The sequence below is a fragment of the Kistimonas asteriae genome (assembly GCF_018263925.1).
GTDB classification, from domain to species: Bacteria; Pseudomonadota; Gammaproteobacteria; order Pseudomonadales; family Endozoicomonadaceae; genus Kistimonas; species Kistimonas asteriae.
Window position 1 is genome coordinate 329,307 of the sequence record NZ_JAEVHF010000002.1, and the last position, 15,455, is coordinate 344,761.

A 15,455-nucleotide genomic window follows, 5' to 3' on the forward strand; every position below is an offset into this window, starting at 1 on the left:
TTGTTCTGTTGGGCACTGCTTACACCGGCAACACTGAATCGGGGCAATCCCGCAGGCTTTTATATTATTCGGCGGGGCAGTGGTTATAATGATGCCCGGCATCAGCGTGTCTGGTGTTCTATTCTCCCTGTGTTGGCAGTAACCGGCAAACGAGTGGCAGTGATGAATGACAACAACAATACCAATCAGCAATGGGGCGGACGTTTCAGTGAACCGGTCGACGCCTTTGTTGCCCGCTTTACCGCATCAATCCAGTTTGACCAGCGACTCTATCGGCATGATATCGAGGGTTCTATCGCCCATGCGAAAATGCTGAACAAGTGTGACCTGCTGACTGACAAGGAGCTGGCGGACATCATAGCCGGTCTTGAGGGCATTCGTCAGGAGATTGAGCAGGGACAGTTTGAATGGTCCATTGAGCTTGAGGATATTCATATGAATATCGAAGCCCGGTTGACCGAGAAGATTGGCATTGCTGGCAAGAAACTGCACACGGGACGCTCCCGGAATGATCAGGTGGCCACCGATATCCGGCTCTGGCTCCGTGATGAAATAGATACTATCTCCGAGGAACTGACGCGTCTCGAACAGGGCTTAAGTGTGCTGGCAGGCCAGGAAAGCCAGACCATTATGCCGGGCTTTACCCATCTGCAGACGGCACAGCCAGTCACCTTTGGTCATCATTTAAGGGCTTGGCGTGAAATGCTCTTACGTGATGCTGAGCGTCTTCAGGATTGCCGCAAGCGGGTCAATATCTGCCCATTAGGTGCTGCGGCACTGGCGGGTACCACCTATCCGATCGATCGTGGCTATACCGCTGAATTACTGGGATTTGACCGTCCGGCAGCCAACTCGCTGGATGCGGTCAGTGATCGGGACTTTGCCATTGAATTCTGCAGTGTCGCCGCACTGATCATGACTCATCTGTCTCGGATGTCGGAAGAGCTGGTGTTGTGGACGTCTGCCCAGTTTGATTTCGTTGAGCTGCCGGATCGCTTCTGTACCGGTTCTTCCATCATGCCACAGAAGAAAAACCCGGACGTTCCTGAACTGGTGCGGGGCAAGACCGGTCGGGTCAATGGCCATCTGATAGCACTGCTGACGCTGATGAAAGGCCAGCCGCTGGCATATAACAAGGATAATCAGGAAGACAAGGAGCCGCTGTTCGATACGGTGGATACCGTACGGGATAGCCTGCGTGCGTTTGCTGATATGGTGCCCCACATCCGCTCACGCAAGGAAAACATGCGGTCTGCGGCCATGAAAGGGTTTGCGACGGCAACGGATCTGGCGGATTACCTGGTGAAGAAAGGCATGCCATTCCGTGATGCCCATGAAGTGGTGGGTAAGGCGGTGGCCTATGGAGTGAATTCTGGGAAGGATCTCTCCCAGATGACACTGGAAGAGTTGCAACAATTCTCAGCGACGATCACTGATGACGTATTTGAGGTGTTGACTCTGGAAGGCTCTGTTGGCGCCCGTCAGCATGTCGGTGGTGCGGGAGAATACCTGAAGTAAAGCGGTTGATATCGAAAAAGAGTGTCAGGGCTCTAAACAGAATGAGAGCCCTGATGTGCTAAATGCACTATTGTGCGTAGATCGTGTTATAGCAGTAGTTTGTTGCTTCAATGAATCCTTCCACGCTGCCGCAATCGAAACGCTGCCCCTTGAATCGATAAGCCATGACACAGCCATTCTGGGCCTGTTTCATTAAAGCATCCGTGATTTGAAGCTCACCATTTTTGCCGGGTTCGGTATCTTCCAGAATATCGAAGATATCCGGCGTCAGAATGTAGCGGCCAATAATGGCAAGGTTGCTGGGCGCTTCGTCAGGGGAGGGTTTTTCCACCATGGTATTCACCCGATAGATATCATCACGGATCATTTCGCCCGCAATCACACCGTATTTGTGAACCTGATCCTGTGGCACTTCCTCAACGGCCACAATGGAACAGCGAAACTGCTTATACAAAGCAACCATTTGCGCCAGAACACCATCCCCCTCCGGATTCAGGCACAGGTCGTCTGCCAGCACGACGGCAAAAGGTTGTTCGCCGACCAGTGTCCGCCCCGTCAAAATAGCATGGCCTAGACCCTTCATTTCAGTCTGTCGGGTATACGAAAAGGTGCATTCATTCATGATGTCACGAATGCCGTTGAGATACGCTTCTTTACCCGTACCCGCGATCTGGTGTTCCAGTTCGTAATTGATGTCGAAGTGATCTTCTAACGCACGTTTTCCACGACCCGTCACAATACAGATCTCGTTCAAACCGGCCTGCATGGCTTCGTCAACGCCATATTCAATCAGCGGTTTGTTGACAACCGGCATCATTTCCTTGGGCATCGATTTAGTGGCTGGAAGAAAGCGAGTGCCATAACCAGCGGCGGGGAACAGGCATTTCTGGATCATGTATCCGTTTACTCCATAAAATGATACGTATGGCGGAGTGGTTGCTTTTTTTACAATGCCATAATATCCAGATACTTGAGAATTTTTATTCTGACTATGTGGAAGGTTGTGTGCGCTACCCGTTACAGGTTGCGCGCACAATAATCGCAGAGTTAGGCAAACTCAGGAAAGTCTCCCTTTACGACCAGAATATCTTCCATGATCAGGTATTGCAGGTCTGATCCAAAGAACATATTCAGTGCGTCTGTCGGTGTGCAGACGATGGGTTCACCCCGACGGTTCAAGGACGTATTCAGCACCACGCCATTACCGGTCAGCTTTTCCATCTCTTCCAGCAGCTCGTAATAACGCGGGTTGGTGTCCTTGCTGACGGCCTGTCCACGGGATGTGCCGTCTTCGTGAACCACTTCCGGTACACGTTCCTTCCACTCTTCGTTGACTTCGAAGGTGAACGTCATATACGGCGCTGGATGGTCAACTTTGAACATTTCCCTGGATACACGGTCCAGCATACTGGGGCAGAAGGGACGCCAGCGCTCACGGAACTTGATCTGTTCGTTGATCCGGTCTGCAATCCCTTTGTAGCTGGGGCAGCCAATAATACTGCGGCGACCCAATGCTCTCGGGCCAAATTCCATACGACCCTGGAACCAGGCCACCGGGTTGCCATCGGCCAGTACCTTGGCAATGTTCTGGGGCACATTCTCAATCTTGCGGAACTTGGGTTTGTCCGGGTGTTCCTCACAGGCTTCGATGACCTGTTCGTTGGTGAAGGAAGGGCCCAGATAAACGTGGGTCATCTTCTCGACTTCAACACCCCGCTTGACTGAGGCAAACGACGCTGCACCGATAGCAGTACCCGCATCACCGGAAGCTGGCTGGACGAACAGTTCCTTGACTTCGGGACGCGCAATAATCTTCTGATTCAGTTTAACGTTCAGGGCACCACCGCCGGAGAATGCAATCTTGCCGGTTTCCTTGATGATATCGCCCAGATAGTAGTCCATCAGTTTCAATACGACGGTTTCATACAGTGCCTGTATGGCAGCGGCGTAGTGAATGTAAGGGTCGTCTGCGACATCACCTTTACGACGGGGACCCAGCCACTTGATCAGTTCAGGCGTGAAGTAGAAACCCTTGCCATTTTCCTTGTAACGACGCATGCCTACGACGTTGACCAGCTTGGTGTTAACCTGGAAGTCCTTGCCATCAAAGTCAATCAGACGAGAAAGGTCGTATTTCTTTGGGTCGCCATAGGGCGCCATACCCATGACCTTGTACTCGCCATCAAGCATGTCGAAGCCGAGGTATTCGGTAATTGCCCCATAGAGTCCGCCCAGGGAGTCTGGGTCGTAGAACTCCTTGATCTTGTGGATAACGCCATTCTCACCATAACCGAAGAAGGTGGTGGCATATTCGCCTTTACCGTCCACGCCCATGATCGCAGTTTTTTCTTTGAAGCCGCTCAGGTGATAGCAGCTGGAGGCGTGGGCCAGGTGATGCTCTACTGGCTCAAATTCAAACTTGCCCCACTCAAACCCGAGGGACTCCAGCATTTTGCGGATGTTGGAGACATAGCGGCGATAACGACGGTTGCCGTTAAAAATGGCGTCCAGTGCACGGTCAGGGGCGTACCAGTAGCGCTTGGCGTAGTGCCAGCGGGCAGGGCTAAGAATGCTGATAGGCGCCAGCGGTACAGCCACGACATCAACATCTTCCGGCTTCAGGCCAGCCTGTTGCAGAACGAACTTGGTAGATTCCAGAGGCATCTTGCCTTTGGCGTGTTTGTCCCGGATCAAACGTTCTTCTTCAACGGCGGCGACCAGCTTACCGTCGATATAGACGGCAGCGGATGGATCGTGGCTGATTGCACCGGATAAACCGAGAATTACCATAGCCTGTTCCTGAATCCTTTAATCACGATATTGAGTTAAAAAGTACGGTGGCAGATCGTTGCCAGACCGGTGTCCATGTTTCGTTTCATTGACCCTCGCCTGAGACCTCGTCGGGCAATGGCGGTCAGGATAAACGACGATGTGTCACAGAAGTGTGATTCGTACGTCAATATTCCTGCCCACTGCCGGTGAAGGCCTGAGGAGAGGGAACACGGCTCGTCCAGGGTCAGGTGATGCATGACCCGGTTACGAAGCTTGTTCCCATGCTTCAATCACTGGGCGAAACAGCGCATCCGCACGTGGATTGTCTTTCCAGTTACGGCTGAACCGCTCCAGATCCTTGCGAAAGAGGCGTTGAAAACAAAACCGCCATTTATACGATGTCATGGCGTCAAGGTCTATAAGCAGAGGCTTATTATTTCTGATCAGGAAATTGTTGCCTTTCAGGTCACCATGATAGACGCAGCTGCGTTTCAGGGTGATCAGAATGTCGCCAATGTCGGATGAGACCTGGGGCCATTCCGGTAAAGCATCCTGCGAGGGATCGAAATACGCCATGGCATGGGTGCTGGGAACAAAATCCGTGATGATATAGCTGCAGGTGATGGCAGGTCCCGCCCGGTGTTCCAGCATGGCCATGGGGGTGGGGGTGTCGATACCCAGAAACTGTAACAGGTGGCCATTCAGCCAAGCCTTGCGTGCTCGTGAAGAGCGCAAGGTGCGCAAGTACTTGTGCAAAAGGCCTTTTGTACTCTGGTATTTCTTGATCAGAACCTTGCGTTCGTTATCCAGGGTGACGATGGCAACGGTATTGGTTCTACCCAGTTTTAGAATCTTTCCGTCGGCAATGAAGGCTTCCGGGTTAGCAATCAGGGCTTGCAGTGCTGCGTCGTCGTATTGGCGACTGAAAGCTGCAAAATGACGTTGACTGCTTTCTACCCTGAAGTGAGTACAGTTGCGCAGGGATTTCTGGATAAACCGCTCGCGCCATTTACGCAGTTGCAGCACGGTTTTCAGAAAGTCTGTTTTTTCCCAGTGGATCGCTGCCGTGTTTTCGGCGGCATAGGCGGATAACACATCATCGACAAAGCGGTCGTAACGCGGGAAAAAGACCGCCATGAACAGGGCAAGGTTGTGACGGGCCTGTTTTTCTGAAAGTGGCGTGGTGCTTACCGTCGCACCACCACCATCAATCATGTACAGGCGGTCATTGCAGACCAGCAGGTTATCGAGATGAATATCGTCCTGGCAGACACCGGCATGGTGTAGCCGTGCGAGTAGTATCGCTGCTTTGTGCAGCCAGCATCGGCGTTGATTATCGTCGAGTGTCGTTTTTTTCCATACCTTTTCCAGTGACTCAACCTTGCCAAGGTCTTCCGTCACGATGGTATGCAGTGACTGCTGTTCACGATTGTGGCCAAGTAATGCCGGCGTATCGATGCCTGCGTGAATAAAGCCTTGGATACCCGTTAATTCACGCTGATAGTAACGATCGGCATTGTTGCCATAGAAACATTTAACGATAACCTGTTGGTCATCCAGTTCAGCACGTACAACCAGTCGTTTGCCAGGCAGAAAGCGCAACACATCCTGGCAAACCACCATTCCGTGATCCGTTTTCAGGCCGAAGGGTGTTTCAGGTTGCTGTTCCATTGGAACAAGTTGATCCCCGGTAAGAAGCGGCATCGCTGTCAGGGACTTCCGTTCAATCATTCGCGTCCCTCGAAAAACGACAGTATCTTGCGGATATCTTTTTTGTCTCTGTTACGTAGCTTTGATTGACCACGATAATCAAGAAAGAAGCGCAGGCGTTGGGTGCGGCTTAACTGCTGCTTTGCCACTTTGTCCAGGCAGGCAACATCTTTGAGTACCCGGTATCGAAGCGAATAGCCAAACCAGCGCTGCCCGGTCGGACAGTCGATCAGATAGATCTGGGGTGTTGCCCTGTCCTGGGTAACGAGGATATTACGCCATTTGAAATCGTTATGAGCAAAACCATAGTCGTGTAATTTTCGCGCAGCCTCAGCCACCTGCCGACTGACGTTTTGTACCCAGGCCCGGTCACGCAGCAGTGGTGAGTTCTCCTGCGCCATGGTGGCAAGATCCCGGGTATTTTCGAGACCTACAGTGATCAGCGCACCCCGGATGGTTTTAGTGAGGCAGCGTTCCTGGCCATACGCAACGACTGGCGCTGCTGGTACGCCGAGGCGTCGAAACAGCAACAGGTTTTTCCACTCAATGCGTATACGGCTCCAGCCCAGCCAACTGCGCAGACCTTTGGTTGAGTGGTAGCGTTTGACGTAGAACGGCGTGCCATTGATGTCGTGGCGAAACACCATGCTTTCTGAATCGGCGGCAGCCAGTGCGCCTGTTGGCTCAATAGCGAAAACGGTTTCCAGTGAACGGAAAGCCTGCGCTATGTTGGTGTCACGGAAGTCCGGTTCAATATTCCAGCGAGTGGTGGTTAGCATACGACGTTGTTTTTGTGTTTCTGTCACAGCCGGTCACCATTATTCAGTTTCCGGTGATAACGGTGATACAGCTTTTGGGCCTTGCGCTCCAGGGGGCGCCATAGCCACTGGTATTGTGTAAAGGCTTCTCGTAGTGGCAGCCCTGTGTAGATTCGGATAAACCGATAAATATCACGCTGGGTCAAGCCAATATCGAAAGCAGAAAACCAGAGTCCGGCGATATCCTTGATCAGCCAGCGCTTCGGTGTTTTTTCCCGGATCTGGCTGCGGTGCAGATCAATCAGGGAAAGGTGCAGGTTGTCAGGATCAATGCCAGCAATACCATCAGGGATATAAAGGAGAAAATGGCAGATATAAAAATCCCTGTGATTGACGCCGTTGCTGTGCAGGCGACAGCTGATATCTGCGACCTTTTCAATCAACGCTTTTTTTAGCCGGAACGACGGTGGGTGTGCAGACCATTGTGCACAGAGATCCTCAAGGCTGATGGTATTGGTCAGGTCTTCGGTCACTATAAACGACTTTTGACGTGCAGGGTTGTTGCTCTTTTCGCCAAAAGCAACGGCCGTCATGGTGTTTACACCGAGCGATTCCAGTTTCTGGATAGCACGCCACTCGTTGCCAGCACCCAGTACTGGTGCGCGTAACCGAATCAGGTTGTCGAGAATTTCTTTCCAGCCAACCCCCCGATGGATTTTGACGAAAAAACTCTTGCCGTCCTGTTCGAACTGAAGGGTTTTGCGCGCTTCCAGCTGCCGATAGACATTGCCCTGCAGTGTTTCCACTTTCTCGAACGGATCGCAGCCTTGCCAGGCCTGTTTGAAATCATCACGTAACCAGAGCATCAGGCAGCCGCTCCCGACAGGCGGATGCCAATTGTGTCAATCAGATCCGCCGCATGTTCCGGCATGCTGTAAATATCAGCGGTGTCTGCAAACATCAGCGCGTTAGCCTGCCAGGTTTTACGCTGTTCTGTCGATTCCAGCATCTTGATCAATTGCGTATTCATAGCCTGCTGATTAAACGGTGACTTAATCAATTCACCGGCCTTGGCGTCAGTGATGTAATGGGCGTAGCCGCAGACCTCGGTACAGAATACTGGCAGACCGGCGACCAGTGCCTCCAGCAGAACGGTGCCGGTATTCTCGTTGTAGGCCGGATGAATCAGCATGTCGGCACCGAGCAGAAAGCGGGGCACGTCATCACGCCCGGAAAAAAACGTAATCTGTCGTGCAATGCCCAGTTTGTGGGCCTGCAGTTGAAACTGACGAGGGTTGTCCTGCCCGATCACAAACAGGCGGGTTTTACGCCGTAACGTTTCTGGTAATGCCTTGATGGCTAGCAGGGCACGATCCAGTCCCTTGGTTTTGAAACCGGAACCAATCATCAACAATAATAATTCATCGTCGTCTATATTGAGTGACTGACGGAACTCAGCCCGGATGGCTTGGCCGTTTTCAGGACGACGACGATCGCGGGAGATACCCGGAGGCAACAGGTGCAGTCGTTCGGGTGCTGTACCGTAGTATTTTTCAAACAGAGGTTTCTGTGCGGCTGAAATCAGCAGTGATTCTGTGTGACTGTTTCGATCAAAGACCGCCCGCTCATAGGATGAGAAGTGGCGGTAACGCGGACCATATCGATACCAGCGGCTGCGCAGGTGTCTGGCCTTGTCCTCGTAACAGGTGTCGGCGGCGTAATAGACGTCCAGCCCCGGCATCTTGTTAAAGCCAATGATGACATCCGCTGGCTTTTGTTTCAGGCTGGCAAAGACATGCGCATGAAATTTTTCGTTCCTGGCATGGGCGCTTAGGGTACGGGGTTTCCAGGTGTGGATCTCAAAACCTTCCGGACGATCGCCGTCCCACTGCATGGTGTAGACGACAATGTCGTGTCCCCGTGCCTGGCAGGTCTGGGCAATACGGAGGAAATCCCGTTGCAGGCCGCCGAACGGGAAAAATTTGTAAAGAATAAAGGCCAGTCTCATCGGGTTCCTGTGGACTCGTGGGTTGTACCCTTGAGTCGTTTGCCAGTGGCTGATTTGCCTGGAGTTCTGATAATGGGTTTGAGTTGCTGCCAGACGATATCGGCCGTCATGGGGGCGAATATGGGCGGTTCGACGTTTTGAGCCTGACAGGGAGGGCATTGATCCAGTGTCAGGTGTACCTGGTTCTCACCGTAGGCGCCCACCAGGTCTGGGCTGGTCGGGCCATAAAGAGAAACCGCTGGCACTTCCAGTGCCGCCGTTAGATGGCCCAGGCCTGTATCGACAGCAACAACGGCGCTGGCGCCGGCGATAACACTGGCGATATCGCGAAGGTTGAGCTGTGGCAGTACACGAACACCGTCTACGGCCGTTGCAATCCGTTCCGCGCGCAGCCGCTCATTTTCATTGCCCCATGGCAGGCAGACCGCGTAACCGCTTTGGGTCACATGACGGGCGAGATCGCACCAGTACGTCTCTGGCCAATGTTTGGTTTCCCAGGTGGTGCCGTGCAGGAAAACCATATATTGCTGGATGGGACGAATGCCCTGAATATCAATGAAGTAGTCAGAATCCAGATGGAAGTGCCCTTTGTGTCCCGGCATCTCATAGCCAAGAGACTGGGCAAATAATTGCCTGACCCGCTCAACCGCATGCTGGTTTTTGGCGACCGCGTGGGGCGTGTCGTAAAAGCGCGCGGCCATGGGTTCTCGTGCCGAGTTTTTATCCAGACCATGCACCGATCCGTGTGTATAGCGGGTTAGCCAGCCACTTTTCAGCAGTCCTTGCGCATCAATTACGATGTCATAGTTAGTCTGGTCGACGGTTTCCCGGAATTTCCGCCATTCGCCATTGCGCCACGTGCTGAGCGGGTGTTTTCGCCAGCGGCGAATGGCGACCGGGATGACGCGGTCAACGGCCGGATGCCAGGCTGGAATCTCGGAAAAACCTTCTTCTACCACCCAATCGAAACGGATACCGTCAATGGCTTCCGAGGCGTCCGTCAGTGCCGGCAGGGTGTGAATCACATCGCCCATTGAGGAAGTTTTGATGACCAGGGCTCTCATGCTGTCATCTCCCTCGATGTGGTTTGGCCGGGCAGTTGCTCAAGTGCCGTAAGTACCTGTGCGGGTGACAGTTGGCTCAGGCAATCCGTGTGCTGTTTTGGGCACGTCCTCTGAAAGCAGGGACTGCATGACAACGTTGACTGGACAATCACGCTATTAGGGTTGAGTGGTGGTGTAAACCCGGGGGACGTGGAGCCATAAACGACGACCAGGTTCCGGTTTAATGCGGCAGCAATATGCATGAGCCCTGAATCATTGCTGACGACCTCATCACTCAGCGATAGCAGGTCAATGGCATCCGCCAGCTGGGTTTTACCGGCCAGGTTGTGGATATTGCTTTGGCAGGTTTTCGGTACAAGCTGACAAATACTGTCGCAAACGGCCTCGTCTTTCTGTGACCCAAACAGCCAGACCTGCCAGCCTTGCCCCAGTCGTTCACTGGCAATGGCGGCAAAATGCTGCTCCGGCCAGCGCTTGGCTGGGCCAAATTCGGCGCCAGGGCACAGTGCCAGAACGGGGCGATCAAGGGACAGATTAAATGTCTTCATCGCCTGCCTGGCATTCTCGCTATCAGCAACCAATGCGGGCGCGGGATAGGGTTCCGGCAGTACGCTGCCTTTGGCATAACCCAGTGCGATGAAGCGCTGGATCATCAGGGGGAGTGCGTTTTTGTCGAGAATCCGAAGGTCATTCAACAGGCCATAGCGCATTTCGCCACGCCAACCGGTACGTTTGGGAATGCGGGCCCAAAAGGGGATCAGCGCGGATTTGAACGAATTGGGCAGGATGACGGCCTGGTCATAGCCCTCAACAGCCAGCTGTTTACCAAGGCGACGCCGGGCTGACAGGTTCAATGCGCCATGCCCCAGCGGCATATCCAGTCCCTGACGAACTTCCGGCATACGCGCCAGCAGTGGCCGACTCCAGGCGGGTGCCAGGACATCAATGACGGCAGACGGGCATTGCTGTTTCAGTGTGATGAACAGGGTCTGTGCCATCACCATATCGCCTACCCATGATGGGCCAACTATCAGGTACTTCACGGGACTCCGCTATGTTTCCAGATTATCGGTTGCCGGTTTGCCAGGGTGTGATTCCGTCATCACAGCGCAGAACATCAGGCGATCAAATCGCCGGTACGCTACCGCCCGTCAGGATCGGGCAGGTGTCTGCACCCCGACTCTAGCCTGCCATTGGAGATCGCTTGACTGCTTGTCAGCCGCGATATTTCGGGCAGATAAAAAAAGTGGCGCAATTATACGCCACTTTTTCAGGGTTTATAGTCGGAATTGCCCGGTATTCAGGCCGGCTGACGAACGGGCGTCAGCCATTCCGGGTTTTGTTCCCGTTGACCGGTGACCTGATCGAAATACATTTTTTGCAGTTTTTCCGTGATCGGACCCCGTGTACCGTTGCCAATCATCCTGCCGTCATGCTCCCGGATGGGCAGGACTTCAGCGGCGGTACCGGTGAAAAAGGCTTCCTGGGCGACATACACTTCATCCCGGGTGATGCGCTTCTCGCGAACTTCCAGGCCCAGTTCCCGCGCAAACTGGAAGATCGTGTCACGGGTAATGCCTTCCAGGCAGGAGGTCAGCTCCGGGGTATACAGAATGCCATCATCCTTGACGATGAAGATGTTCTCACCGCTGCCTTCTGCTACGTAACCTTCGTTGTCCAGCAGTAGGGCTTCTTCACAGCCACAGTCCAGGGCTTCCTTGAGCGCCAACATGGAATTGATGTAATTGCCGTTCGCCTTGGCCTTGCACATGGCGATATTCACATGATGCCGGGTGTAAGAGGAGGTACGAATTTTTATCCCTTTCTCCTTGGCCTCTGGGTGCATATAGGAAGGCCACTCCCAGGCAGCGACAATACAATGGGTTTTTAGATTGTCGGCACGTAGTCCCATGCCTTCCGAGCCGTAGAAGCACATAGGGCGCAGATACGCCGAATCCAGACCATTCTCACGAACAACGGTTTTGTGTGCTTCCAGTAGCTCTTCGTAGCTGTACGGGATTTCCATGCTCAGGATATGCGCACTGCGAAAAAGGCGCCGGGTATGTTCCTGTAATCGGAAAATGCAGGGCCCCTTATCAGTGGCATAAGCGCGGACCCCTTCAAAAACACCCAGTCCATAGTGCAGAGTATGGGTAAGGACGTGGGTTTTGGCTTCGCGCCAGGGAACTAGTTTGCCATCGTACCAGATGACGCCATCGCGGTCGGCAAAAGACATCAGTGCTGCTCCTGTCGAAGTATTCTTTATTGTGTTTGGGTCGGGTTCGTTGTTACCGCAGCGGTTGCCGCTGGTGCCACCCCGGTCAGGGACGGGCGTATTCGGCAGCCAGGTCTGATGATAGTTTATTCAGCAAAAACCGCCCGGATCGTGTCCGGGCGGTGCCTTGCGGTTTTCCGTATTCCATCATATTCCATGGCAGAACGACAGTGGTTTTATCGTTTAGCCGGAGGTGTTGTCGGCGAGTGTTTTTGTCAGCAGTAACTGATCCCAGATGGCGATGACGACGCCGCGCTCCTTCTGGAACTGATCCGCAGGCACACTGCTGCGCAGCTTTTGCAACGCGCGCAGATGGAGTGTTTTTCGATAGCTCTGGTAGATATCCCGGAGTTGCTGGCAGTCCTGTGCAGGTAGCAGGTCAGCCTGTTCCAGTTCTTCCAGAATGCGGATGTTGTCACTCCACTTCAGCAGGGTCGGACATGTGTGAGACCAGGCCAGAACGGCGTATTGGGTGATGAACTCAATATCAACAATGCCGCCGACATCCTGTTTCAGGTGGAACCGATGGTTTTCATTCCAGGTATCCGGGCGTGTGCCTGCTCCTGTTTCTTTGGTACCCAGGTTGTCCCGCATCTTCCTGCGCATATCAAGGACGTCTTTTTGCAATTCGCTCAGGTCACGGCTGGTGCCGAGTGTGGTTGCGCGAATCTGTTCAAAGCGCGAAGCCAGTTCAGGGCAGCCGGCGATGACCCGGGCTCTGACCAGGGCCTGATGCTCCCAGGTCCAGGCTTCATTTTCCTGGTATTTCTCAAACGCGGGCAGTGATGAAACCAGCAAGCCCGAGTTGCCTGAGGGGCGCAGTCGCATGTCGACATCGTAGAGCTGGCCGGAGGCGGTGGCGGTGGTCAATATGTGGACAATGCGTTGTCCGAGTCGGGTGAAGAACAGGTTGTTATCGATTTCCCGTTCACCATTAGTGCTCAGGTTGGCGCCACCGCTGTGGATGAAAACCAGGTCAAGGTCAGAGCCGGGGCCCAGTTCAATCCCACCCAACTTGCCGTAACCCAGAATGATGAACCCTGGGTTGCAGGGTTTGTCGGGTGTTTCCATCGGATGGCCGTAGCGTGCCGTCAGCTGGTTCCAGGCGATTCCCAGGACTTCTTTCAAGATGGCTTGTGCAATCCAGGTCAGGTAGTCGCTCTCTTTCATTAATGGCATGGTGCCGGTGACCTGTGCGGCAGCCAGGCGGAGCACGTGGGCCATCTTGAAATAGCGCAGCGCTTCCATTTGGGATTCCAGGTCTTCTTCCGGGATATGAGACAGCTGCTGACGAAGCTCGTCCTGAAGAGCCTCCTGATTCGGGGGCGTGTAAAGGTTGCCAAGATTAAGGAATTCATCCAGCAAGACCGGGTGGCGGGCAACCTGTTCACTGATCCAGGGGCTGGCGGCACAGAGCTTGACCAGGTGTTCCAGTGCGTGTGGGTTTTCAATGAGCAGTACCAGGTAGGCGGTGCGGCGCAGTACCGCTTCAATAATCGGCAATACCCGGTTCAATGCCTGGTCAGGGTCTTCAGCATGGCTGACAGTCTGCAGCAGCGCGGGCATAAACTGGCGGATGCGATCGGCGCTCTGGCGTCGAACGGTCTTCAGCACTTTACTGTCGCGGAGATCCATAAGGCGCCGGTGCGCTGTTTCCGGATCGGTAAAACCGTGGCGTTGCAGTAATTCGATTTCTTCTTCCGGCCGGCGGCGGGCTGACCAGAGGACTTCCCAGTCATTGCCGGATTCCTCGTGAGAGGACTGCTTTGCATCCGGATCACGAATCACCTGCTCGAAATGGTAGGTGACGCGCTCGCGATGATGATCCAGCGCTTGCTGGAAGGCCTGCTGGTTATCGTAGCCCATGATCCAGGCGAGCCGGTCATACTCCTGCGTGGTGGCGGGCAGGGTCTGCGTCTGGCGGTCGGCAACGGCCTGCAGCGCGTGCTCGGTATTTCTGAGGAAATGGTAGGCTTCGGAGAGTTCCTGGCTGGCAGCCTGAGGCAGATACCCTAAGGCTTCCAGCGAAGATAGAACGTTCAGGAGTGAACGTTCTTGCAGCCGGCGCTCCCGTCCACCATGAATCAGCTGGAAACTCTGAACAATAAACTCGATTTCCCGGATACCGCCGGGACCCAGCTTGATATTGTTCTGCATGTTACGGCGCGAGACTTCACGGTGAATCAGTCGCTTCATGTCGCGCAGCGCGTCGATAGCGCCAAAATCAATATAGCGACGATACACAAACGGTCTGAGGGTTTTGAGCAGTTCTTCGCCTCGGCGGATGTCACCTGCCACGACCCGTGCCTTGATCATGGCGTACCGTTCCCAGTCCCGTCCCTGATCCTGATAATACTGTTCCATGGCGGCAAAGCTGAGTACCAGTGTGCCACTTTGGCCGTAGGGGCGGAGCCGCATATCGACGCGGAAAGCAAAACCATCGACAGTTTTGGCATCCAGAGCGGTAATGAGCTTTTGACCCAGCCGAACAAAGAATTCCTGATTATCCAGGCTGCGGGTGGCACCTTTTGTTTCACCTTTATTCGGATAACAAAATATCAGGTCGATATCCGATGAGAGGTTAAGCTCGCCAGCGCCCAGCTTGCCCATGCCGAGTATGACCATCTGCTGGGGAACCGGATCAGACTCCGGCGTGGAAGCGCCATAAGGGGTGCCGAGTGATTCGCACAGTCGTTTGTAGAGCCAGTTACAGGCACTATCAATACAGCAATCTGCCAGATTGGAGAGATCACTTGTGGTTTCAGATAAATCCGCCAACCTGTTCAGGTCGCGCCAGATAATGCGAAGCTGGTGGTAATGCCGAAATTGCCTGAGCGTGGCTGCCAGTTCTTCTTCTGATGTTGCGGCCGACAGTTTGTCGTTCAGTGACTGTTGAATAGCGGCTTTTGCCAGTGTTTGCAGCAATTGACCATTGTTAACCAGCGTTTTGAGTAATTCTGGTTTTCGCAGGCAGAGGTCTGCCGCATAATCGCTGCCTCCCCAGCAGGTATCCAGCTGACGCTGGGTGATTTGATCCAGATTCTCAAGAAATTGCCGGGTGTCGGCATCAATCTCTGCAAACTGCTGCCGACGGCATTGAAGTGACTGTCGGATTTTTTCAGGTATGACGGCGATCATGGAGCCCTCTGTCCAACCGGTAGGCGACGCCACGATAGTATCGGATTTTTCGCTGGTGTGTGAGGGCTTGTTTGGTTGGCTGTTCGATCGTGAGTTTGTCTGTAACCAAATGTAGCTTTGCTACATGAAAGGGTCGATTCGGATTGTCAAACCTACAAAAAATGTAGTAAAACTACAAAATTATTTGAGTCTGGATCCGCAGGCTTTACTTG

At 53.6% G+C, this 15,455-nt stretch carries 11 protein-coding genes; 1 reads left to right on the forward strand and 10 read right to left on the reverse strand.

Annotated elements, in window-relative coordinates:
• The first annotated feature begins 162 nt into the window (after nt 1-162).
• Nucleotides 163-1,518 carry an argininosuccinate lyase gene (gene argH, locus KHS78_RS03750; RefSeq protein ID WP_211825528.1) on the forward strand — a complete coding sequence of 452 codons (1,356 nt, stop codon included), beginning with the start codon at nt 163-165 and terminating at the stop codon, nt 1,516-1,518.
• A gap of 67 nt (nt 1,519-1,585) precedes the next feature.
• On the opposite strand, the gene galU is transcribed toward argH, so the two are convergent.
• The 10 genes from galU to glnE all read right to left on the reverse strand — a co-directional run bounded on the left by galU (nt 1,586) and on the right by glnE (nt 15,243).
• Entirely contained in the window at nt 1,586-2,413 is an 828-nt protein-coding gene (gene galU, locus KHS78_RS03755) for a UTP--glucose-1-phosphate uridylyltransferase GalU (protein ID WP_211825232.1), read from the reverse strand.
• Between the two features lie 152 nt (nt 2,414-2,565).
• Nucleotides 2,566-4,308 carry a carbamoyltransferase family protein gene (locus KHS78_RS03760; RefSeq protein WP_211825234.1) on the reverse strand — a complete coding sequence of 581 codons (1,743 nt, stop codon included), beginning with the start codon at nt 4,306-4,308 and terminating at the stop codon, nt 2,566-2,568.
• Nucleotides 4,309-4,554: 246 nt separating this feature from the next.
• Nucleotides 4,555-5,961: a lipopolysaccharide kinase InaA family protein gene (locus KHS78_RS03765; protein ID WP_211825236.1), complete on the reverse strand. Its 1,407-nt coding sequence runs from the start codon at nt 5,959-5,961 to the stop codon at nt 4,555-4,557.
• A gap of 56 nt (nt 5,962-6,017) precedes the next feature.
• The gene (locus KHS78_RS03770; protein ID WP_211825238.1) at nt 6,018-6,806 is read right to left on the reverse strand and encodes a lipopolysaccharide kinase InaA family protein; all 789 of its coding nucleotides are present in this window, start codon (nt 6,804-6,806) and stop codon (nt 6,018-6,020) included.
• Nucleotides 6,803-7,624 carry a lipopolysaccharide core heptose(I) kinase RfaP gene (rfaP, locus tag KHS78_RS03775; protein ID WP_211825240.1) on the reverse strand — a complete coding sequence of 274 codons (822 nt, stop codon included), beginning with the start codon at nt 7,622-7,624 and terminating at the stop codon, nt 6,803-6,805. Before rfaP ends, KHS78_RS03770 begins: the two co-directional genes overlap by 4 nt.
• Nucleotides 7,624-8,766, reverse strand: a complete 1,143-nt coding sequence (locus KHS78_RS03780) for a glycosyltransferase family 4 protein (protein WP_211825242.1) — start codon at nt 8,764-8,766, stop codon at nt 7,624-7,626. The genes rfaP and KHS78_RS03780 overlap by 1 nt, the downstream gene beginning before the upstream one ends.
• On the reverse strand, nt 8,763-9,830 hold the full coding sequence (waaC, locus tag KHS78_RS03785) for a lipopolysaccharide heptosyltransferase I (protein ID WP_211825243.1): 1,068 nt from the start codon (nt 9,828-9,830) through the stop codon (nt 8,763-8,765). The genes KHS78_RS03780 and waaC overlap by 4 nt, the downstream gene beginning before the upstream one ends.
• Nucleotides 9,827-10,873 (reverse strand): lipopolysaccharide heptosyltransferase II, encoded by a 1,047-nt coding sequence (gene waaF / locus KHS78_RS03790; RefSeq protein WP_211825245.1) that lies wholly within the window; start codon nt 10,871-10,873, stop codon nt 9,827-9,829. The genes waaC and waaF overlap by 4 nt, the downstream gene beginning before the upstream one ends.
• 257 nt (nt 10,874-11,130) lie before the next feature.
• Nucleotides 11,131-12,066: a branched-chain amino acid transaminase gene (locus tag KHS78_RS03795; RefSeq protein ID WP_211825247.1), complete on the reverse strand. Its 936-nt coding sequence runs from the start codon at nt 12,064-12,066 to the stop codon at nt 11,131-11,133.
• Nucleotides 12,067-12,288: 222 nt separating this feature from the next.
• Entirely contained in the window at nt 12,289-15,243 is a 2,955-nt protein-coding gene (gene glnE / locus KHS78_RS03800) for a bifunctional [glutamate--ammonia ligase]-adenylyl-L-tyrosine phosphorylase/[glutamate--ammonia-ligase] adenylyltransferase (protein WP_211825249.1), read from the reverse strand.
• Between the last annotated feature and the right edge of the window lie 212 nt (nt 15,244-15,455).